Genomic DNA, 22,712 nt, shown 5'->3' with positions numbered 1-22,712 from the left:
GAACCCTTGACATTTTTATATTTTATTTCTCTTGAAAATGTCAAGGGTAAGTTCGTGCAGACAATTTACGTCATTGTCGTTTCCGTAAATTGTGCACTCACTTAGAATTTCCTGCGGTAATATAAGCGGACGATATGCTGGGTATCTATTGTCCTAAGGCTTCCGCCATAAGGATCCCAGCCTATATCAAGCACTCCGCCCATATAGGGGTCGCGGCTGGCCTCGCCGTATTGGAAGGTAAAATCTTCACTGTCGGATTTACGGTAGATCAATTCAGTAAAGAAATTATGGTGGCCGAATACTTTGGTAATACCCTTAGTCAGTTTATCCAAATCCTGCCAGCGGGAATAGCTGTACTTAAAAAAGAGGCTTAACTTCTCGGTCGGCAGATACCCGATCTGAAAACCCATGTGGTTCATATTATCATCAACCTGGCCGGCTTTTTCATAAGGGTTACGCGTATAATCCAGATAAATCTCTATTTTTTCTGCAGGGTTAAACCTTAAGCCGGTTTTAAATATATTATAATAGGGATAAGGCGGCTTAGGAAAATAATTCTGGCTATAAAGGAATTGCCTGATATCTCGGTATTTATTATTATTCTCGTAATAGGTATAATTACGTGTAGTGTCATTTAATAATACCCCCCGAGGAAAATTATCATAACCCAGCGTAATATCATTGGTGTATTCCCATACGCCGTTTAAAGCGAGCCAATCAAAAAACTTATATTCCGCGCCTAAAGAACCGGTTGCTATTGAAGGATCTTTATTGCCTTCTATCTGGTCGTTATCAACATAGCGCCTTGAGCGCGGGTCAAAAATAAAGGGGTCAGTCCCTGCCTTTGTCTTCGGCAGGCGATGGTATATCCCCAGGAGTTTAGTGGTCAACCGCTCGTTCATATTCCAGGCGAATTCTTCGCGGCTTACGTTTTCTATGAATTTACCGTTAGTCCCGTGGACATTGCGCACATCAAAAAGGTTATCTATGGTTTTATCCCATAGCGAAGATTCTACGCGTAGCGACAATACGTTGCGGCCGATATCAATGCCGTTTCCTATCCTGAAAGATTTGATATCGTCCCAGCTTAATAACTGGCCTTCACCCTGATAATAATATTTAAAAGGCGTGCGAAAATGCAGATGCCTGGACCAGAACTCATCGTCGCGCGTTTCTACATAAGAAGAAAGGGGCTGATCAAAAGACTCATCCATACGGGAAGCGGTAAACTTGAATTTGTTAAATGAAGTATCGTATTCTCCGGGCTTTAAGCTGTCATAGTTATAATTTGCTTCGGAAACAGTCTGAAAAGGAAACCTTCCGAAAACAGAAACATTATAGGCATTGCCGCGCCCTTTGGTCTCATAATCAGAATTAGTCAGGTCATATTCTGACTGCGAATACGCGATTTCCGCGGTAGCCCTTAGGCCGTCTATGATCTCATACCCTAAGTCTGTCCCTAATACGTAATTCTTGGCGTCAATTTTATCTCTATTTTCCGTATTATAGCCCATACGCGTGGTAGCAGTCAGGCCTAACATTAAATCCTGTGTTAAATTCTGTTTTATGCGGGTAGCGGAAAGAAAATTATCAACCTCTGCGTAATCCTGCCAGAGGTTCTTAGGAGTGGCAACGCTTGTAGCTATAGAGGTCTCTTCCAGAGGGTTGAATTCCAAAGAAAAGCCGCGTAGGGCAGTTAAACGCTGGCCTTCGCTGTCTCTGGTAGAAAAAGACAAACTATTATCCCAGTAACCCTTGGTAAAATCAGCGGGTATTGCGGCTAAATTGTATATTCCCTGTTGCCAACCATGTAACCACGGGCTATCCTCCCACCAGGTACGGTTATTGGATAATCGTAAAGGGTCATCAAAAGTCAAAGCCTGATTTTCATAGGCCATGGGATACACCACCAATTTTAAGCCATCCTGCTTATAATCAAACATAAGTTCGCGTACCGGCTGGAATTGACGGGAAATTTTTGTTTCCGGCAGAGTAAAAATATTATTATAAGCAGATTTTACGGAAACCGGGGTTGAGGTGTGGCCGTCTACTACTTTTATTTCCGGCAGGTTAAAAGAATCGCCGTTTTCATAGGTACTGATAGTTTGATTCAGGGTATAGCCTGTATTAGACCAATATTTTAATTCTACCTGCGCAACATCCCCTCCGGAACCCTTTAAATTCACCTTTTCGCTCTTTCCGGTAAAACTCCAGGGGTCAACGGTAATATTACTATGAAAACCCAGCCCTGTCTCGTTATCAGTATCCAGGTTGACCCTTAATCTATCGTAAATCCTTGGGTCATAACTATTTTCGCGCCTGTTTAAGGCATCGTTAGAAGTTGTACGCCAATTCTTTTCATTCAAATCCCAGTTCGCCCGTTTCCAATAAGTGTCCTTCGGAGCTATTCCTAACCGGGCCTGTGCTTCACCCGTTATCTTTACTCCCGCGATTTCCATCCCGGAAGCAGCTTTTTCTTTAGGCTCCTCTCTTTTATCAAAAACATTCAAAGCCTGATTTATGATTTCTTCCCTATTTGACCTTTGTTTGGGCTGTTTGTATTTTGGCGCGGCAGGAGGAACCTCTGTATGAACAGGAGCAATAACTTTTTTAGTTATCGGCCTGGTAGAAGGAACTCCTGTAACTGGCTGGATAGGCTTGTCCTTAAGAAAGATAACGGTGATATAATTTTTGGCCACCGCATTATTCGGGTCTACTATTAACGCCTTATTAAATTCCCGCAAGGCCTCGTCGTATCTGCCGTTACGATAAAAATTGACCCCTGTTTCGCACAAGTATTCTACTGTCCGCATAGCGCAAAAGGCAGGCGCGGTATTTACAAACAGGAATAATACGCAGAAGAAAGACACCCCTATGCTATTTTTTTTCACTAAGTTATGCATACCTTATTAATTATAAACCAAATACCATAAATTACAATATTAATTTATTAAAAAAATAGAAAAAGCCGGACTGACCCTTTTATCGTCAATCCGGCTTTCAAATTTACCGTGGCAGTTCCGATACCCCCTCCCTAGCTTATATTTCTTATCGGACAATGCCGGACCTAAAATTTACAAATAAGTATACCCTATTATTTAAGTTATGTCAAGGTTAAATCTTATCGGGAATTACTGGATGGAAGGTTTATTTGCCTGCGAGCGGGTCTCCTGGAACAACCAAACCCGGCCCAATTCCATAAGCTTTTCTTTCCCTAGCTGGATCCCTACGCGTTTTAGGCCGTTCTCGCCTAAATCTTTAGACCAAACGACCCTTCCCGTAAGATGAATGGGCCCATGATGATCAGGTAGATTAATCCATATATCTAAAGGTGTCTTGACCGCAATATTTTCTTTAGTTATAAAACCTATGCCAGTGGCACTGATATCTACCGCTTCTGCCTCTTTTGCCGTATCGCTGCCGGACTTGAGGAATTTTAAGGGAATTTTTATCTTGATCCTGGCGAATACCCTGCGCTCCTGCATATCTTACGCCCTTTCTTTTAAGCGTATTTATGGCTTATATTTCACTGACCCCTTGAGGCACAGGAACAAGGCTTATCCTTAAAGAATGCATAAAGAGAATAAGAAATAACCTCCCGTTATTTACGGCGCATAAACTCCCTTTTACACGGCAAAAAAACTTCTCTTCTTGTTCTTTACTGTCCCGTTTTCTTAAAACATACATATAAGGTGAAGGCTTAGCGACTTGTTTATCCTTAATCTCTCTGACAATACAGACAAAATGGCGGTGGATAATGTTGCGCACGCCATCCTTATCTACTACCTCTGAACTGGCCAGGATCCTTCTTTGTTTCTGCGGCGAAGTGATATTCCTGAAAACCAAGTCGCGCATTATCTACCTCCTAAAATACCTGATTTTATCCAATAATAAGAAGCCGGGCTGCCTATAAAGTTTTTTATTCCTCCTATTTCTTTCGGCAACCCGGCTATCCCCTTTGCCTTCCTTTCGTGCCTGCCTATCGGCAGGCAGGGCTGGTGGGGATCCTATGGGCTTTGCCCTCCTATATTTCTATAAGAGAGCCCTTATCGGGAAAAGGCCGTTATTAATACTTTGATAAATTTTTCAGAAAGAGCTCAAAAAAATAAATTTCACCTCTATACTACGTAAAGTATAACACTCTAACTTACTTGTTTTCAAGGCTATAAAAGGATTTTAGGAAAGCGTTTTCTTGGTAACTTTTAAGCGGATTTTCGAAAACTCAGGCGGGGTTCTTTACCCTGGAATAATCTTTTGAGGTTATTTTTATGCCGCAGGAGAATGAATATACAAAGGAGGATACTGGCGGCAACCAGAATGGCGGATTCTTTGGGGCCAAATAAAAGCATATATACCGGCAGGCCGATAGCCGTAAAAATTGAGGATAGAGAAACTATCCTGGCCATAATAAATACTACGAGCCAGGTAAGGACCAATAAAACGAATATTAATTTTAAACCCGCTACTTTAAAGGCGAGGCCTAATAATACGCCCAGGGTCGTAGCCATACCCTTGCCGCCTTTAAATCTTAAAAAAACTGTCCAATTATGCCCACAGATACAACTCAATCCCAGAAGGATGCGTGTTGCCGTATCCGGAATGGCCCCTGCTTTTAGTAGAATGATGTTACCTAAAAAAACTACTGCCACGAATCCTTTCAGGACATCCAGGGCTAATACGGTTATCCCCGGGGCCTTGCCTAAAACCCTTAAGGCATTCGTGGCGCCGACATTGCCTGAACCAAACTGGCGGATATCTATACCCTTTAAGAGACGGCCGAATATATAAGCCGTAGGTATTGACCCGATAAGATAGCTAACGAGGATTCCGGGAATTATCCAAAGCATAGAGCGTCCTTGACCCCCTTCTTACGTAATCTACCCCTGAGATAATGGTAAAAAATACTGCCAACCACCACAGGATTACTGAAATGCGTAACTGTAAAAGCACTCCCATCACCGAGAGCATCTGGAAGGTAGTGGTAAGTTTACCCCATCTGGTCGGAGCGATATTCATATCCTGCCTGACGATATAAATTATCAAGGCCCCTAAAAGTATAATCAAGTCTCGGCTGATTACAATTAAAGTAACCCAGAGGGGAAAATGTAAAGGAAACCCGCTCATAAAGGTAAGGCAGATAAAAGCGCTCATCAAGAGCAATTTATCCCCCAGCGGGTCTAAGACCAGCCCTGCCTTGGAGTATTGCTTAGATTTTCTGGCAATATAGCCGTCAACCGCATCCGAAATAACCCCGAGGCCGAAAATAACCAAAGCTACGAACCTCAAATAGTTCCTCTCAGGAGAATAATAGATTAAGGTAGCGACAAAAAAAGGCACGGTTAAAATCCTGAAAGTAGAAACTTTATTGGCGAAATTCATATTTGTCTAACGTTAAACGAATAGTTTGTGTCAAAGTATCAAAGTTTTTTCTTTGACACATTGATACCTTGATACTTTGATACGCCTTATCACTTTATAATACGAATGCGTTGCGGCGGCCAATAGATGACTATGGCCTTACCTAATACATTTTTATACGGCACGAACCCCCAGTAGCGGCTATCCTGCGAAGAGGCGGAATTATCGCCCAGGACAAAAAAACTATCTGACGGGACTTTAATCTTCTGGCCTTCCTTGGCAAATTCTCCGCGGTTATAATAATATCTCTGGTTAAAAACAGGCTCAAGCAAGGGGGCTTCGTTGACATATATCGTGCCGCCTTTAATCTCTACTGTATCACCCGGCAGGCCGATTAACCTTTTGATAAAATCTTTTTTGGGGTTCTCGGGGTAAATAAAAACAATGACATCCCCCCTCAAGGGCTGCCTAAGGCCAGGCAGATTCCAGTTGCTAAGGGGCACCTTTGCGCCATAGATAAATTTATTTACTAAAATCAGGTCTCCCTCCAAAAGCGTAGGCCGCATAGAACCCGTGGGGATCTTGAAGGCCTGTATTACAAAGGTGCGGATAAACATTGCCAGGATAAAAGCCACAACAATTGACTCTACCCATTCCCGAATTACTGATTTTTTATTATGTTTAACTTTTAAATTTTTAAACATTTAAACTTTCAAATATTTTAACATTCAAACATTCAAACTATATTCTCAAGACTTCTAAGAAGGCTTCCTGCGGAATTTCTACTTTCCCAAACTGTTTCAGCCGTTTCTTGCCTTCCTTCTGCCCCTCCCAGAGTTTACGCTTACGCGTAATATCGCCGCCGTAGCATTTACTCGTCACATGCTTGCCCACGCTCCGCACTCTTTCGGAGGCAATAACCTGTGCGCCTATCTTTGCCTGTATCGCCACCTCGAATAATTGCCGCGGTATCAACTCCTTGAGCCTGGATACCAACGCATGCGCCTTATGCGCTGCCTTATCTTTATGTATCAGGCAAGAGAAGGCATCGCAGGTTACGCCGTTAAACATGATGTCCAATTTTACCATATTGGCCGGGAGATAACCTTTAAATTCATAATCCAGCGAACCATACCCTTTAGTAAGGGATTTCATCCGGTCATAAAAATCTACGATAATCTCAGAAAGCGGGATCTCAAAAACCAATTTCACTCTATCTACGCCCAGATATTCGCTGGATTTAAAAGTCCCCCTCCTGGCCTTAGTCATTTCGCATACCGGGTCAATGGTGTCTACGGGGATAATCATCAACAGGCTGACATAAGGCTCCTGAGATTCCTGTATATCCTGCGGGGCAGGAAATTTTGCCGGCGTATCTACGTCCAGAATCTCACCGTCTCTTTTTCTTACCCTATAGACGACATTGGGCACGGTCAATATCAGGTTTAAATCATATTCCCTTTCTAAACGCTCCTGCACTATCTCCATATGCAAAAGCCCCAGGAAACCGCAGCGAAAACCCGAACCAAAAGACTGGCTGTTTTCCGGCTCAAACACAAATGAGGCGTCAGAGAGTTTCAGTTTATCCATCGCGTCGCGTAAATTCGGAAAATCTCCCGGGTTGACAGGATATATACCGCAGAATACCAATGGTTTTAAGGTACGGTATCCGGGTAAGGCCTCCTGGCAAGGGTTCTTTGCGTCAGTCAAAGTATCTCCGATAATAATCTCACGGGGGTCGCGGATATTCGCGGTCAGATAACCTACTTCGCCGCAGGACAAGCCTTCTACGGCAAAATATTTTAAATTTTTAAATACCCCCAACTCCTCTATTTTATAGGTCTTGCCTGAATGCATCATTTTTAACTGCGTATGCGGATCGATTTTACCGTCCATAATCCTGACAAAGACCACTACGCCCTTGAATATATCAAAACGGCAGTCAAAGACGAGCGCCCTTAAAGGATGCGTGTCTTCTCCGGAAGGCGCAGGAACGGCTTCCACAATCCTCTCCAGTATTTCTCTAACACCGGTGCCTTCCTTGGCAGAAGCCAGGATTATTTCTTCTTCCTGAAAACCCAGGATGCCGGTAATCTGATTTTTGGTGCGCGGGATATCTACCTGAGATAAATCAATTTTATTTATCACCGGTATAATTTTTAATTTATTATCTTTGGCTAAATGATAATTAGCCACGGTCTGGGCCTCTATGCCCTGGCCGGCATCTACCACCAAGAGTGCTCCCTCGCAGGCAGCGAGGGACTTAGAGACTTCATAGGTAAAATCAACGTGGCCCGGGGTATCAATTAGATTTAAGGCGTAGTCTTTACCGTCTTTGGCGCGATAGGACAACCTCACCATGGAGGCCTTAATAGTTATACCCCTTTCCCTCTCTAAATCCATATCATCAAGTAACTGGTCGCGGCTGTGCTTCTTATCCACTGCGCCGGTTATCTCCAGTATCCTGTCGGCCAGGGTGGATTTGCCGTGGTCGATATGGGCGATGATTGAAAAATTACGAATTAAGGATTTATCCATCTAATATTTCGTATTTCGCACCTGGTGCAAAGCTAATCTCCTACCGTTTCTAAATCCGATCTTGTACCTGTCCCTTAATTATATCCGATTAAAACGGGACAGGTACAATCTCAATTCCGCACCAGGTGCCCGATTGGATTTGCACCTGGTGCTATATATAGCTAGAGATTTTATTTACTACTTCCTCTATAGTCAAATTGGTAGTATCTATATAAATTGCATCATCTGCTTTTTTCAGGGGCGCGAATTCCCGGGTAGAATCAATGGTATCGCGGTTACGCAGGTCAGCGTCTACTTCTTCAGGAGTAATCTCCTGCCCGGATTCTCTCAATTCTTTATGCCGCCGCTTCACCCTCTCTGAGAATTGCGCATCTAGATAGAATTTCTTATCCGCATCCGGGAAAACTACGGTCCCTATATCGCGGCCGTCTAAAACGCTATTTTCCGCCTCACCCAGTTTTCTTTGCAGGCCCAGCATCACCTGCCTTACTTCCTTAATTTTAGCGATATCGGAAACCAGTCTGGTGATACGCGGCTGCCTGATCTCTGCGGTCACATCCTCTCTATCTAAAAATATTTTTAAAGACCCATCCGGGTTATTGATCAAATCAATGCCGGCATTATGCGCCATTTCGATAAGGCCAGCGGTATTTTCTATTTTTATTTTTTCCTTCAGGGCTTTTAAGGTCAATGCCCGGTACATCGCTCCGGTATCGATATAAAGAAAGCCCAGTTTCTGGGCTATTAATCTGGCGACAGTGCTTTTGCCTGCGCCAGCCGGGCCGTCAATAGCGATAATCATATTAAAGTATCATAGTGTCAGGGTATCATAGTGTCAGGGTAAAATCTTTGATACTCTGACACTTGACACATTGACACAAATCCTAATTTAAGATATCTCTTTTTTTCTTTGCCTCTTTTAGGATTTTAATCAACATTTTCCTATCTTTTTTCTGAATTGCCGACTTTATCCTAAAGAGGCTGCCCTGAAAAGATTCTATGGCTTCCAGCATATTTTTCCTGTTACTCAAAAAGATATCCGCCCAAAGGCAGCTGTCTGAAAGGGCAATGCGGGTAGTATCCTTTAGGCTATTTGCGCCCAACTTTAAATATTCGCCGGGTATAGCACCGATTAAAGAAAAAGCAATAGCATGCGGCAGGTGGCTGACAAAGGCAAGGGCCTTATCGTGAATATCGGGCCGTAAAAAAACTATCCTTGCCCCTAACTCATGCCATAATCTTCCTATCTTTTTTAATGCCTTCGGGTTCGTTTTACCTGTAGGAGTCAGTATACAGAGGGAATTTTTAAAAATACCGGCGCAGGCGTTATTCACCCCGCGTTTTTCCGAACCGGCCAAAGGATGGCTGGCCACATAATTAGGAAAAATCTTACTCAAGCAGGCAGCTATCTCCTTTTTTGTGCTGCCTACATCCGTAACGATAGAGCCCGCAGGGATAAGCCGGAAAATATCCGGCGCTAGCCTTAAGATGGTATTTACCGGCGTAGCTAAAATCACTAAGTCCGCGCCTTTAATAATATCTAAACCCTGCGAACCCCTATCTATTACCCTGTTCTTTTTGGCTAACGATAAAGTGCTCTTATGGCGGCTCACCCCCACCACCTCACGGGCCAGGCCCTTCCTTTTTATAGCCAAGGCCATAGAGCCGCCTATCAAACCTACCCCCACTATCGCCACTTTATTAAACAATTTCATCTTCTATCCACCACCTAACCTTTAACATTAAAACATTAAAACATTTAAACATTCAAACAAAACTAAACCTCTCTCCCTATTGCTTTTGCAATTACCCTCAGTTCATCCATGAGTTGTGCGAAATTATCCGGTATCAATGATTGCGCGCCGTCTGAAGCAGCATCTTCGGGATGGCTGTGCACCTCAATAATCAGGCCATCTGCGCCGGAGGCGACTGCTGCCTTAGAAAGCGCAGGCACCATCCCCCATTTACCCGCAGCGTGGCTGGGGTCTACAACTATAGGCAGGTGCGAAAGTTGCTCCGCGGCAGGCACTGCGCTTATATCCAGGGTATTACGCGTAAAATCTTCGAATGTCCTGATGCCGCGTTCGCATAATATGACGTTGAAATTGCCCCCTGACAAAATATATTCCGCAGACATAAGCAATTCCTTAATGGTAGAGGACATGCCGCGTTTTAATAAAACCGGTTTTCTCGTCTGCCCTACCTCCTTAAGCAGGTTGAAATTCTGCATATTGCGGCAGCCGATCTGTAAAACATCCGCATATTTAGCGACTAATTCTACGTCGCGCGGATCCATTACTTCGGTTATGGTAGCTAACCCTAATTCATTGCCTACCTTGTTTAATATCTTCAAACCTTCCTCGCCTAACCCCTGAAAACTGTAAGGCGAAGTCCGCGGTTTAAATGCCCCGCCGCGCAAAACCGTTGCCCCTGCTTTTTTTACTTCTTTGGCTACTTCGTATAAGGTGTCCAGATTTTCTATCGTGCAGGGGCCAGCCATAACCACAATTTTTTTACCGCCCAATTTTATGCCTTTGCTTAAATCAATAACTGAATCCTCTGCCTTGAATTCCCGCGAAACTAACTTGTAGGGCGCTAACACCGCTATGACTTTTTCTACGCCCTGGAATACTTCCAAAGGAGTGACGCGTAATACATCTTCCGGCCCGATGACCCCGATGATGGTACGCTCGGTACCCTTAGAGACATGGGGCTTTAACCCTAATTTCTGGACTTTTTCAATAATATGATTTATCTGTTCGTCTGTAGCATCCGGCCTTAGTACAATAATCATCTTCCCCTCATCTTTATTTTATATTTAAACATTCTAACATTTCAACATTAAAACATTCAAACAAACTACAACACTTTCTTTAAGACTTTAATGAACCTCTCGTTTTCTTTTTTTGTTCCGATGGTTACCCGGATAAAGTTTTTCAGGCCGTATTGTTTTAACTCTCTGATAATGACGCCGTATCTGAGCATCTCTTTAAAAACAGCGCTGCCGTCTCTGCCGACGTCCAGAAGAATAAAATTAGCTACAGAAGGCACATAGGCTACGCCCAGTTTATTCAGGTTATCGTAGATGTAGTTTTTTCCTTCTAAAACGGCTTTGCGGGTTCTGCTCAGGAATTTTTTATCTTCCAGGGCCGCTATTGCCGCTGCCTGGGCCAGGGAATTTGTATTAAACGGCTGCCTGGCGGTCTCCATATAAGAAATCAATTCCTGCCCGGCGACAGCATAACCTATCCTTAATCCCGCAAGGCCGTAAGTCTTAGAGAAGGTCCTCAGGAGAATCACATTATTTTTGCCTATATAACTTAAGCTTCCCGGGAAGTCATCGACATCTATAAAGGCATCGTACGCCTCATCCAAAACCAAAATTACATTCTCCGGGAGGTCTCTAAGGAAATCTTCTATTTCATATTTAGTAACGTATGTGCCCGTAGGGTTATTCGGATTGGAAATAAAGACTACCTTGGTTTTTGCGTCGATTCTTTTCCTGATGGCCTCTAAGTCATATTTAAAATATTTTAAAGGCACGGTCACGACAATGCGGCCCTTCACGTGAGAAATAATTTTATACTCCAGGAAGGTAAAATCCGCGGTGATGATATGCTCATCCTCCTCCACGAAGGTCTTAACGATAATCTCGATAAGCTCATCGGAGCCATTGCCTAAGACCAAATTTTGCGGTTTAACATTGAGGAATTTAGAGAGTTTATTCTTCAGGTAAAAACCACTGGAGTCAGGATAACGGTTAAGCGTAGCCAAATTCTTCCTGATTGCCTCTAATGCCTTAGGGGATGGACCCAGTGGGTTCTCATTAGAAGCAAGCTTTATCACCTGCTTAAGCCCCAGTTGCCTCTTAATCTCCTCTATAGGCTTACCGGCTTCATAGGGGACGATGTTGACTATGTGTTTTCTTACTAAAGAACTCATTTTATTCTCCGATAGGATACGAACCCAAAACCTTCAGGAACCTGCATTTATTCTCTAACGCCGAAAGCGCCTTTTTTATGCGCGGGTCGTCTTTATGGCCTTCTAAGTCCACAAAGAAGTAATAATCCCAGGCCTTCTTTTTAGAAGGGCGAGATTCGATTTTGGTCAGGTTAATCCTGTTTTTCTTAAAAGGTATGAGCATATCATGCAAAGCACCCATCTTATCCTTGATGGAAAACATAATAGACGTGCGGTCTCTTCCGGTAGCAGGCACATCGTTATTGCCGATGACCAGAAAGCGCGTAATATTATGCGGCGAGTCTTCAATATGCGCGGCGATTACTTTTAATTTATAAACCTTTGCCGCTAATAACGAAGCAATGGAGGCGCTGTATTTTTCCTTTGCGGCGATCTGCGCAGCGCGGGTAGTGCTGGAGACCTCGATTTCTTCTATGCCCGGCAGGTTCTCCTGCAGCCAGAGACGGCACTGCCCAAAGACCTGCGGGTTAGAATAAACAAGCTTAATCTTATTTTTAGGGCAGTTGGCTAACAGATAGTGCGCCACATCCAGGATTATCTGGCTGCAGATTTTTAATTCCGAATCCACAAACATATCCAAGGTATGGCTCACTGCTCCTTCCACGGAATTCTCTATAGGCACTACGCCGTAATCCGTATTTCCTTTCTCTACATCAAGGAAGATATCAGCAATATTATTGCAGGCGATATATTCCACCTGTGAACCAAATCTCTTCAAAGCAGCTAAGTGCGTAAAACTGGCCTGCGGCCCTAAATAAGCTACTCTCAAAGGGCCCTCCAGGGAAAGGCTGCAAGACATAATCTCGCGGTATATCGCCTCGAGGGCATCAGAAGTCAAAGGGCCTTTATTGATGCTGGCTATTCTCTTTAAAACCTCCCTTTCGCGCTCAGGCGAATAAACGCTCTTACCACCCTCCCGTTTTAGCCTGGCGATATCTAAGGTAGTCTCAGCGCGCGTATTCAAAAGCCGGATTATTTTTTTATCTATGTCATCTACTGCATCACGCAGATTCTTTAAGCCCATCTTTCTCCTCCTTTACCCCCGCCTCCGCAAGCGCTACGGCCCTGTTATTTGCGTCAGATTTTTCTTCTTTAGACTGCGAAGCTATAAAATCTTCTATTTTAGGCAGCTCATCCAAAGACTTTAAACCAAAATGCTCTAAGAACTGGCGCGTTGTCCCGTAGACCTTCGGCCTTCCGGGGGCTTTTTTTCTGCCTGCCACGCGGATGAGGTTTTTTTCCAAGAGGCCGCTGACCATACCATCCACATTTACGTTCCTGATGGATTCTATTTCCAGCCTGGTCACAGGCTGTTTATATGCCACTATCGCCAATGTCTCAAGCGCTTGTAGGGATAATTTCTCCGCGCGTTGTTTTTTATATAGTTTTTTCAGAAAAGTTACGAATACGGGCGCGGTAATCATTTGAAAACCGCCGGCTATTTCAATAATACGTATGCCGCGGTTATCTCTTTCATATCCCCTGCTCAATCCTGCTATGTTTTTGCGTATTTCATCCGCGCCGATATTATCCAGCGCCCCCCTGATCTGCTCTAAGGCCAGGGGCTTTTCACTGGCAAAAAGCAGGGCCTCTATCGCTGCCTGTATATTATTTTCCGTCATCTTACTTCAATCTCTTCTGCTTATAAACTTCATTCAACAATTCTTCCGTGGTCTGTATATGAGAATCCCTCTCCAGCGCTTTTTTTATCATAGAGTGCGCTTCGGATTTTTTATATTCTAACTGCGCCAGCACAGCCAATGCTTCTGCTTCGATATCGCTGGTTTTAATTTTTTGCTCTCCTATTTTATCATCCTGTATCAAACCGAACTTACCTACTTTATTCTGGAGCTTTGCCACGATCTCCTTTGCCCTCTGCTGGCCTATCCCGGGGAGGGATTGCAGGAAAACGATGTCTGCCTCGTCTATTGCCCTGGCCACCTGCGATATGGGTTTATTCAATGCCTTCAATGCTGCCCGGGGGCCGATACCGGAAACAGTGATAAAGGCCTCAAAGAACTCTTTTTCCACTTCATTCAAAAAACCGATTAGGATAGGAGTGCTCTTTGCCGGCTCCACCTGAAAATAATGATAAGTTATGAGATTGATCCTGCCGTCTTCGGAAATATTCTCCTCTAACCTTTGCATTACTGCCACAGGAATAAATATTTTGTATGTAAGGCCGTTGATATCAATAAACAGGAAATTAGTGCCTTTCTCGGTTACCTTCCCGCAAATACGCGCGATCATATTCTGACTCTCATAATATAACTATGGGCAATGGCTAAAGCCAGGGCATCGGTCACATCAGTATATTTAGGCAAGGTATTCAGATTAAGGATGCCTGCTACCATGCGTTGCACCTGATATTTAGAAGCTAACCCGCGCCCCACAATCGCCTTTTTAACGCGGGTAGCGGCGTATTCGGCTAATAGGATATTTTCTTTTGCGCAGGCAAGGCAGATCACGCCGCGCGCCTGGCCTAAAAGATAAGCAGTAGTAGGATGGCGGTAATGCGCGTATAATTTTTCCAGGACCATCACCTGCGGCTTAGTATCCCGGATTAACTTCGTTACTGAACCGTATATTTTATCTAACCGTTTAGTTATTGCCTCTTGGGATTGAGTCGTAATTATCCCTGCCTCCAAAAGTAAGGGTTTGCCATTTTTTATATCGATTACGCCGTATCCGGTAACGATTAAGGCCGGGTCAATGCCCAATATCCGCATATTTTATTCGCTGGCGGCGATCTGCTCCATAATTTCATCCGGTATATCAAAATTAGCATAGACCTGCTGCACGTCATCGTGTTCTTCCAGCGCATCTATCAACGCCAATAATTGCTTTGCATCGCCACCCGTTAATTTGATGGTTGAAGATGGTATCATGGTCAATTCGGCATCCTGCCATTTTATGCCCTTACTCTCTATGGCCTGCTTTACTTTTTCAAAGTCCTGTACGGAAGTTGTAATTTCGTAGTTCTTATCGTCTGACTTAAAATCTTCTGCCCCGGCATCCAAGGCAATAGTCATCAGCGCTTCTTCTTCGGCCTGGCTCCTTTCAATAAGGAGATAGCCCTTTTTGGTAAACATCCAACTCACCGCACCTGCGCCCGCGAGGTTACCGTTTTTCTTGGACATGATATTGCGCAACTCCGCAGTAGTGCGGTTTTTATTATCGGTGAACGCCTCTATCATAATAGCTACACCGCCGGGCCCGTATGCCTCATAGGTCACATTTTCGTAAACTATACCCGGCACTTCTCCGGTACCGCGTTTTACGGCCATCTTCACGTTATCAGAAGGCATATTTGCTTCCTTGGCCCTGGCCATAGCTGTGCGCAGCCTGATATTGGTATCGGGGTTGCCGCCGCCTTCGCGCGCCACCATGGTAATTTCTTTTATAAGCTTGGTGTAGGCAGCGCCTTTCTTGGCGTCTGCAGCCATCTTCTTGCCTTTATTCGTCTTCCATTTTGAATGACCGGACATTTTCGTTCCTCCTTAAGTATTATAGTTTTGTGTCAGGGTGTCAATGTGTCAGAGTATCAAAGAAAAACTTTGACGCTTCGATACCCTGATACTTTGACACTTTTTTAGATGGGCAGGCAGAATAAGCCGAGTTTTGTTTTCGATACGAATACGCGCATCTAGTGGCCATTCCTCTCGACCCTGGCGTTACCGCCAAAGCTCAAGCAGCTTACCCGGGACTTATAACGCGCCGGACCAGCGCTTATCCCCTATTTTACCTTGCTCCGCGTAGAGATTACCTCGTTTCACTTCGAGGCCGTAGGCCGAGAAGTGATCCTGAGGATGCTGAAAGCATCCGAAGGATCTTCGGGTTACATCCTTTAGCCTCTACTCGTCTCTGTGGCTCTCCCGCCAAAAAGATTGGCGGGTCCGCCAAAATTTATGGCGGAAATCCTCCGCGTACATTACATACGCAGGATGGGTATTACCCATTACGTTGTCCTCTGGAGCCCGGACTTTCCTCCCCGCTTAATTACGGGGCGGCCACCTTCTGCCTGCCCTGTTTTTTAAAGAACGCTTGTTTTACCGCCTGATTCGCTAATTTATCCGCGCCTTTATTATTTTCCCGCGGGATATGATTGATGGAAAACTCTTTAAAAGCCGAAATAAGCCGTATTGCCTGGTTGTATAGGCCCAGGATATTAGGATTCTTTATTTTATAAATTTTTTTTACCTGCCGGTAAAGAAGCTGGCTATCGGTATTTATCCTAATACTCTCTGCGCGTAGCATAAGCCCTGCCTCCAGGCCGTGGATTAAGGCGGTATATTCAGCAATATTATTAGTGGCATTGCCGATAAAGTTAGATATGTTTTTAATAGTCTGGCCGTCTTGACAGATAACTACGCCGACACCGCTTGGGCCGGGATTACCTTTGGAGGCACCGTCAATATATAATTCAAGTTTCTGCATCATTCGATATATAATATCCTGTTACAGACCTCGCAGGTAATGATGCGCTCGTACATCTTTATCAGGTTTATTACCTGGGGAGGCACAAACATATTACACCCCCCGCAGGAATTATCCTTGACGCTGACTATGGCTAAGCCGTCTCGGTTCTGCAATATCCTCTCATATTGAGCGAGCATCTTACGCTCCACATTCGGCAGGACCTGCTTTCTCTGCGCCTCCAGCTGAACGAGCCGCTCCTCTATTTCTTTTGACCTGTCCTGTATAGCCTTCTTCTGCTCTTGGCTGGACTTTTCTTCCTCCTGGAGCTTCTCTTTTTCCCGGGTAATATCATTTTTTATTTTATCCGACTGCTCAAAAATCCCTAAAATACCGTCTTCTATCACCGAGCTGTTTGCCTTTTCACCCGCTATCTGCTGCAGCATGGCCTGATAATCTTTATTTGTTTTGAGTTGATAAAGCTGGCCCTGCAATTTCTTGATACCTTCTTCTTTAGAGGCCAATTCCAGCTCTTTATCTTTTCTCTGTTTTTGTAAGTTTAACAGGTTTGCCTCAAGCCCGGCCAGATGCTGTTTCTTTTCTGCAAAAGCAGCATCAATAACTTCGATCTCTTTAGGCTTTGATGCTAATTCGTTCTTCAGGGTATAGATCTCACTGTCTATTGTCTGTAAATTAACCAGGCAACCTATCTGTGTCTTTAAATCAATCACCGTCTTCCTTTTGGCAGCATCTTTTAGCCTCTACTCGTTATCTGGTGGGCGCAGAAGGATTCTCCCGCCATTGTTCCTAATACACGTGCGGGAGGACATTTACGTCAGCCCACTTGTCTTAAATATGGGCGATACAGGATTCGAACCTGTGGCCTTTGCGATGTGAACGCAACGCTCTAACCAACTGAGCCAATCGCCCCGACTAACTGGGCCCACAGGGATTCGAACCCCGGACCAATTGATTATGAGTCAACTGCTCTGACCAGCTGAGCTATGGGCCCGCAAAGTAATATTATATATTACTATTTTAAAGGGTTTTTGGCAAGGGAAAATTAAGCGGGAAACGCAGAGTTCATAGACTTAGGATAACGCTTTAGCGGCTGCCTTGTCTTAGTTTCTCACAGCACCGCTCGATTTTCCCCGCCGAGGAAAATCTCGCTTGAAGTTTCTGCTCGCTCTCACCAATATCCTTATAGCGGGTGAACCCTGGCCGCTCGCATAAACTACATGCTGTTCGAAACCAAGCCAAGCCATCCGTTAAAATAACCTGTCAATTCACAAATGAATCTGGCGGTTTTCGAGCTGACACGAGAGTTTAGCGGGTGGCTTGGGTGTTTTTGAGCCGCGGTGTGCGGCGAAAAAATACCCAAGACAGGACCCGCTACCTTGTAAGCGAGAAAAGCGGCGGAATGACACTTACTCCCTCTGGTGTACCAGGGTCATATCCAGGAAGCTGCGCAGCCTGCGCGAGCGCGTAGGATGGCGTAACTTCTTTAAGGCCTTGGCTTCAATCTGGCGCACTCTTTCGCGGGTAACCTTAAAAACATTGCCCACCTCTTCGAGGGTGCGCGGGCAGCCGTCGGTTATGCCAAAACGCAGGACCAGTATCTTCTTTTCTTTATCCGTAAGCGTGCCTAAAACCGAACCCATCTCTTCTTTTAACATGGTGCGCACTGTGGCGTTTGCCGGAGAGACTGCTTTTTTATCCTGGATAAAATCCCCGAAATGCGTGTCGCCTTCGTCTCCGATAGGCATCTGTAAAGATATAGGTTCCTGGGCAATCTTCAATATACCCTTTACCTTCTCCTGGGGCAGCCGCATCTTCTGGGCGATCTCTTCGGGCGTGGGCTCACGGCCATTCTCCTGGACGAAGATACGCGAAAGCCGGATGATTTTATTGATGGTCTCGGTCATATGCACGGGTATCCTGATGGTGCGTGCCTGGTCAGCGATAGAACGGGTGATCGCCTGCCTGATCCACCAGGTAGCATAAGTAGAAAATTTATAACCTCTCTTATATTCAAATTTTTCTACTGCGCGCATCAGTCCAATATTGCCCTCCTGGATTAAATCCAGAAAAGATAAGCCCCTGTTGGTATATTTTTTAGCGATGCTCACTACCAGCCTTAAATTTGCCTCCACCAGCAGTTTTTTAGTGCGGTTAAATTTCAGGTGCGCCGATTTTATTAACTTCATCTGCTCTTTTATCTTCGGGTAGGGCTCGCCGATACGCCTTAAAATAAGGCGCCTGCGGGAATCCAGCTGGGCGCGCTTTTTTCTTGTGCCAAAACGCCCTGATATCTTCTGGCGCTCGATATGATCCAGTTCCCGCGCCAGGCCCATTAACCGGCGTAAAACTACTTCAATTACCGACGTGGTGAAATTAAACTGCAATATCAGGTTGACTGCTTTGGATTCGCTGCGGGTAATCTTTAAGCGCCGGGTGATCTTTTTAATCTTCCTGAGGATATCATTCCTCTTTACTTTTATCCCTTCTTTGACCACCTCTTCCAGATTTACCTTCTCATCCAGGATGTCATCGACCACCAATAATATTTCCCTGCGCACAAACTTATTAGCTAATACCGCTATCTTAAATTTCTCCTCGGCTGCCTCAATTTTTTTAGCTAATTCTATTTCGTTTTCCCGGGAGAGCAATGATATGGAACCCATCTGCTTAAGGTACATCTTTACCGGGTCATCCAAAGGCAGGAACCTCTCTTCTATCTTCAGCTGTTCGCTTAAAAGGTCGTCTTTAGACTGCGCGGCCCGTTTTTCCGCCTCCTTCTCATCCTCGCTCTCTATAACCTGTATATCCTCGTTTCCCAAGAGGTCAAGGATCTTGTCAATATCTTCGGAAGAAGAAACCCCTTCAGGCAGAAGGTCGTTTACCTCATCATAGGTAAGGAAACCTTTTTGCCTGCCGAGGGTAATAATTTTCTCCACATCTTTCTTGGTATATTCTCTTTTCGCCATTTTATCTACCTCTCTTTAATTAGAGAATGAAATTCCTGCGTCAGCCTGTGCAGCTGCTTCTCGTCCCTTAACGCCTGGGCGGCTTTTATCTGCTCATGCAGGCGTTGTTTCCTGAGTTTTAATCTCTCGCCTTTGATGCGCTGTATGCAATCGTTGATTATATTTTCTTTATTCTCCGAAGGTATCCGGGGCAATAAAGTTGATTCGCAGATAACCTGCGCGATATTTTTATCGTGAAGGTGGTTTATAAGCTTGCTTGGCTCTATGCCCTTGCCCTGCTCCATAAGCTCAAACATAAGCGAGACTATTTGGTGAGCCCTCTCGTCCTGAAAATCCCCCGGCTCTATTCTTTCCCTGAGCTGATTGATAAGCTCTGTTTCTTCCAGCATTAATTTTATCAATAATTTCTCTGTAGGGTTTATATTTAACGCCTTCTTATGCGTATCCTTAGCGTTTAAATCCTGGTAAGGCCTCTCCTCTTTTACCTTCTTCAATTCCTGCAGTAAGGCCTCCTCTTTTATGTCCAATTCCTGGGCCAGTTTCTTAATATACTCGGCTCTTAAAATGGCATTTTTAAACCTGTTGATGGTAGGCAGCATCTCGGAGCAAATCGAGGCCTTGCCCTGTATATCTTTTTTACTATAGCGCGATTTTAAAATACCGAGCTTATAATCAAAAAGGTCTTCTGCTTGGCGGACCCTTTCCTGAAAACTGCCGATATCGTTTTTACGCACGAATAAATCCGGGTCAAAACCCTTAGGCAGCGATACGACCCGCACATTCATCTCCTCTTCGATAAATATATCCAGCGTCCTTAAAGTAGCCATCTGCCCGGCATCGTCGGAATCATAGACCATGACTACATTACGGGTATGGCGTTTTATCAGACGCGCCTGCTCAATGGTCAGGGCAGTGCCCAGCGATGCCACGATATTCCCAAAACCCGCCTGATAGGGCATAATAAAGTCCAGGTATCCTTCTACCACTACCACGCAATCGTTTTGCCTGATGGCATCGCGGCTAAAATTCAGCCCGTAGAGATTCCTCCCCTTTACGTATATGGGCGTTTCCGGGGAATTGACATATTTAGGCGTAGTTGCATCGAGCACCCGCGCCCCGAAAGCAAGCGGCCTTGACTTTATATCAAATATGGGAAAAATAATCCGGTTACGGAACCTGTCATAATAACCGCCCCCTTCTTTACTAAGAATCAGGCCGGCCTTTTCTAACAAAGAAAGGTTTATATTCTTGCTCCTTAAATCATTAAGAAGCGCATCCCATCTATCATGGGCAAAGCCCAACTTGAATAATTTTATAGTTGCCTCGTTTATGCCGCGTTTTAAAAGATAATTCCTGGCCCCTAATCCGGCCGCAGAATTCAAAGTATTAGCATAAAAGAGCGCGGCTAATTCATTGATTTTATAGAGCTGCGTATTGAGGCTGGCTGCCTTATAATCCTCTTTTTGCTCTTCGGGCAGAGCCACCCCGGCTTTTTTGGCCAAAGTCTCTACTGCCTCCGGGAATTCCAGGCGTTCATATTGCATAAGGAAATTAAAGGCGTTCCCCCCGGCACCGCATCCGAAACAATGGTAAATCTGCCGGTCAGGAGAAATCATGAAAGAAGGGGTCTTCTCCTGATGAAAAGGGCACAGGGCCCTAAAATTCCTTCCCGCGCGTTTTAAGGGGATAAAACTGGAAATTAATTCCACGATATCCACGCGGCTTAAGATATCTTCCAATATATTCTCTGGGATACGGCCTGTTGCCATTTTTAGCGCCTGATTCTGCGAAACCCGGAACAACCGGTTATCTCTAATCTCTCTTCTTTTTCCACCCTGTCCAAAAGCAGATTAAGGCCGAGGGTATCCGAAGAGATATGGCCGGCAATAACCACATTGAGGTTGGCGTCTTTGACTTTCTTGAAATGCTCCTCGCTTAAATGCATGGAGACTAAGGTCCGCACGCCCAGCTTACGCATCTTCTCAAATGCGTCTTTCGGGCCCTCGGTACCGCCGGTCATCTCCATAAAAATCTCACCTGCATGGCGCTTGGGGCTGCCTAAAATAATACGCGGCCCGCAGAGATTCTTCCCTGCCTCTTTATATTCGGGGATTCCATTTAAAATATCCAGTATATATTCTACCCTTGCAGGTTTTTCTTTCTTAAATAAGGCCTCTAAAAAATGCGAGACGTGGTTATCCGCCGGGGTATGCACGCACATAAAAGGCATACCCAGAAGGCGCGCCGCGTCTACCGCGCGCATATGGTTTGCGGACAGCACCCTTCTTTCTACTTCGCGCTTGCGCTCATCCACCAGTTCCTGCGCTACTTTTTTAGGTATGCCTACCCTTGCCAGCATATCCACCTGCAATTGCATCACCTCATAAAAAGCAGCGTGAGCCCTGCCCTCAGGGTGGTGCGCCAACACTAAATCCAGGCCTTTTTCCCGACGGATTTTATCCGCCAGTAATAATTCAGCTACCTCGATATCTATGCCTACCAGTATCTTTTTTACATCGGTATCGGGGCTGCCGTGTAAAATAGCGGTGTCCGCATAAGAATTTATGCGCGCTTTTCTGCGCGGGTCATATTCCCTGCCGAATTGTACGGCCTTATGATAAATACGGGAGAGTTTCATTTTCCGGCCTCGAGGTTCTTAGGGGCATCTAATATTGCCTTGTTGAATTTATCCCGGGAGATAAACTTAGAGGCTATACCGTCCCACAAACTACCGTATACGGCGGGCGCAATTTTAAAAATATATTTTCCCGAATAGGCATGGGATACGCTATCTTTCAGATAACCAAAAGGCGAGGTCACCATAATAAATATCATCAGGCTGGCGGCCAGTGCCCCCCTGGATAAACCCAGGATCACGGCTCCCCACTTGTTCAAATTAGGCACTGCCTCCATCTTCATAAAACGGTAAAAAACCTTGCGTAAAACTACAAAGATAAAATAACCCAGAAAACCCAAAACAATAGAAATAACAGAAGTCAGATATTCCAAAGGTATATTATTCACTCCTATGTGGCTGCCGATATAATCCGAGAAAATTATATAATAATGCAGGGATAAAAAGATAGCCAGGATAGTCCCTAAGAACTTAAAGAGTTCCAGGAAAAACTCGCTGCGCATTGCTACGTAACCTATTCGCAATAAAAGAATTAAGACAAAAATATCCAGCCAGTTAAATTGCTTTAAAGTACTTAGCAACATAGCTCACCTGCCTTTTTTATAAGTGGAAATAATGGAAGATGCTAAAGTATAACATATAAAGAAAGGGGTGTCAAGGAAAGCGCTTTCTTTGTTATTGCAAGGCAAAAATGTCCTGTTTCTAGCAAAGCAAGAATGTCCGGTTTTCATGTTATTGTTAATAGTAGTTCTTTTTCTTTTGGGACGGACTTTTCTTTTTGTTCATACTGTGAATAT

21 protein-coding genes, 2 tRNA genes, 1 other RNA gene and 1 pseudogene are annotated in these 22,712 nt (G+C 44.6%); all 25 read right to left on the bottom strand.

Annotated features, from left to right (window positions below):
- Positions 1–101: 101 nt before the first annotated feature.
- Positions 102–2,891 carry a tetratricopeptide repeat protein gene (locus PHV44_04685; GenBank protein MDD5592574.1) on the bottom strand — a complete coding sequence of 930 codons (2,790 nt, stop codon included), beginning with the start codon at positions 2,889–2,891 and terminating at the stop codon, positions 102–104.
- A gap of 240 nt (positions 2,892–3,131) precedes the next feature.
- Positions 3,132–3,485, bottom strand: coding sequence for a PilZ domain-containing protein (locus tag PHV44_04680; GenBank protein MDD5592573.1), 354 nt, complete (start codon positions 3,483–3,485; stop codon positions 3,132–3,134).
- A 34-nt stretch (positions 3,486–3,519) separates the two neighbouring features.
- Positions 3,520–3,855, bottom strand: a complete 336-nt coding sequence (locus PHV44_04675) for a hypothetical protein (protein ID MDD5592572.1) — start codon at positions 3,853–3,855, stop codon at positions 3,520–3,522.
- Between the two features lie 347 nt (positions 3,856–4,202).
- Entirely contained in the window at positions 4,203–4,847 is a 645-nt protein-coding gene (gene plsY, locus PHV44_04670; GenBank protein MDD5592571.1) for a glycerol-3-phosphate 1-O-acyltransferase PlsY, read from the bottom strand.
- Positions 4,816–5,379, bottom strand: a complete 564-nt coding sequence (locus tag PHV44_04665) for a CDP-alcohol phosphatidyltransferase family protein (GenBank protein MDD5592570.1) — start codon at positions 5,377–5,379, stop codon at positions 4,816–4,818. Before PHV44_04665 ends, plsY begins: the two co-directional genes overlap by 32 nt.
- An 89-nt stretch (positions 5,380–5,468) precedes the next feature.
- Positions 5,469–6,062 (bottom strand): signal peptidase I, encoded by a 594-nt coding sequence (lepB, locus tag PHV44_04660; protein ID MDD5592569.1) that lies wholly within the window; start codon positions 6,060–6,062, stop codon positions 5,469–5,471.
- 37 nt (positions 6,063–6,099) lie between these two features.
- The gene (gene lepA, locus PHV44_04655) at positions 6,100–7,896 is read right to left on the bottom strand and encodes a translation elongation factor 4 (GenBank protein ID MDD5592568.1); all 1,797 of its coding nucleotides are present in this window, start codon (positions 7,894–7,896) and stop codon (positions 6,100–6,102) included.
- 151 nt (positions 7,897–8,047) lie between these two features.
- Positions 8,048–8,698 (bottom strand): (d)CMP kinase, encoded by a 651-nt coding sequence (cmk, locus tag PHV44_04650; protein ID MDD5592567.1) that lies wholly within the window; start codon positions 8,696–8,698, stop codon positions 8,048–8,050.
- A gap of 82 nt (positions 8,699–8,780) precedes the next feature.
- Complete coding sequence (locus tag PHV44_04645) at positions 8,781–9,611, bottom strand: prephenate dehydrogenase (GenBank protein ID MDD5592566.1); 831 nt, start codon at positions 9,609–9,611, stop codon at positions 8,781–8,783.
- A gap of 62 nt (positions 9,612–9,673) precedes the next feature.
- Entirely contained in the window at positions 9,674–10,690 is a 1,017-nt protein-coding gene (aroF, locus tag PHV44_04640) for a 3-deoxy-7-phosphoheptulonate synthase (protein MDD5592565.1), read from the bottom strand.
- Positions 10,691–10,755: 65 nt separating this feature from the next.
- Positions 10,756–11,838 (bottom strand): histidinol-phosphate transaminase, encoded by a 1,083-nt coding sequence (gene hisC, locus PHV44_04635; protein ID MDD5592564.1) that lies wholly within the window; start codon positions 11,836–11,838, stop codon positions 10,756–10,758.
- Position 11,839: 1 nt separating this feature from the next.
- On the bottom strand, positions 11,840–12,901 hold the full coding sequence (gene pheA, locus PHV44_04630; protein MDD5592563.1) for a prephenate dehydratase: 1,062 nt from the start codon (positions 12,899–12,901) through the stop codon (positions 11,840–11,842).
- Complete coding sequence (gene scpB, locus PHV44_04625) at positions 12,879–13,499, bottom strand: SMC-Scp complex subunit ScpB (protein ID MDD5592562.1); 621 nt, start codon at positions 13,497–13,499, stop codon at positions 12,879–12,881. Before scpB ends, pheA begins: the two co-directional genes overlap by 23 nt.
- Before the next feature lies 1 nt (position 13,500).
- Entirely contained in the window at positions 13,501–14,127 is a 627-nt protein-coding gene (locus PHV44_04620) for a helix-hairpin-helix domain-containing protein (protein MDD5592561.1), read from the bottom strand.
- Positions 14,124–14,606, bottom strand: coding sequence for a crossover junction endodeoxyribonuclease RuvC (gene ruvC / locus PHV44_04615; protein MDD5592560.1), 483 nt, complete (start codon positions 14,604–14,606; stop codon positions 14,124–14,126). The genes PHV44_04620 and ruvC overlap by 4 nt, the downstream gene beginning before the upstream one ends.
- A 3-nt stretch (positions 14,607–14,609) precedes the next feature.
- A complete protein-coding gene (locus PHV44_04610; protein MDD5592559.1) occupies positions 14,610–15,365 on the bottom strand; it encodes a YebC/PmpR family DNA-binding transcriptional regulator in 756 nt (251 codons plus the stop codon).
- 106 nt (positions 15,366–15,471) lie between these two features.
- Positions 15,472–15,904: RNase P RNA component class A (gene rnpB, locus PHV44_04605), an RNA gene on the bottom strand.
- A 35-nt stretch (positions 15,905–15,939) separates the two neighbouring features.
- A pseudogene (locus PHV44_04600) lies at positions 15,940–16,314 on the bottom strand (ribonuclease HI family protein).
- A complete protein-coding gene (locus PHV44_04595) occupies positions 16,314–17,024 on the bottom strand; it encodes a C4-type zinc ribbon domain-containing protein (protein ID MDD5592558.1) in 711 nt (236 codons plus the stop codon). Before PHV44_04595 ends, PHV44_04600 begins: the two are co-directional and overlap by 1 nt.
- 125 nt (positions 17,025–17,149) lie before the next feature.
- A tRNA-Val gene (locus tag PHV44_04590) sits at positions 17,150–17,223 on the bottom strand.
- 8 nt (positions 17,224–17,231) lie between these two features.
- Positions 17,232–17,305, bottom strand: a tRNA-Ile gene (locus PHV44_04585).
- Between the two features lie 415 nt (positions 17,306–17,720).
- Positions 17,721–19,280 carry an RNA polymerase sigma factor RpoD gene (gene rpoD / locus PHV44_04580; protein MDD5592557.1) on the bottom strand — a complete coding sequence of 520 codons (1,560 nt, stop codon included), beginning with the start codon at positions 19,278–19,280 and terminating at the stop codon, positions 17,721–17,723.
- Positions 19,281–19,285: 5 nt separating this feature from the next.
- The gene (gene dnaG, locus PHV44_04575; GenBank protein ID MDD5592556.1) at positions 19,286–21,049 is read right to left on the bottom strand and encodes a DNA primase; all 1,764 of its coding nucleotides are present in this window, start codon (positions 21,047–21,049) and stop codon (positions 19,286–19,288) included.
- Positions 21,050–21,051: 2 nt separating this feature from the next.
- Entirely contained in the window at positions 21,052–21,918 is an 867-nt protein-coding gene (locus PHV44_04570; GenBank protein MDD5592555.1) for an NGG1p interacting factor NIF3, read from the bottom strand.
- Positions 21,915–22,499, bottom strand: a complete 585-nt coding sequence (locus PHV44_04565) for a CvpA family protein (protein MDD5592554.1) — start codon at positions 22,497–22,499, stop codon at positions 21,915–21,917. The genes PHV44_04570 and PHV44_04565 overlap by 4 nt, the downstream gene beginning before the upstream one ends.
- Positions 22,500–22,712: the final 213 nt, after the last annotated feature.

This window comes from Candidatus Omnitrophota bacterium (genome assembly GCA_028717245.1).
Taxonomy (GTDB): Bacteria; Omnitrophota; Gorgyraeia; order Gygaellales; family Profunditerraquicolaceae; genus JAGUYA01.
This window is presented reverse-complemented; position numbering and strand designations above follow the sequence as displayed.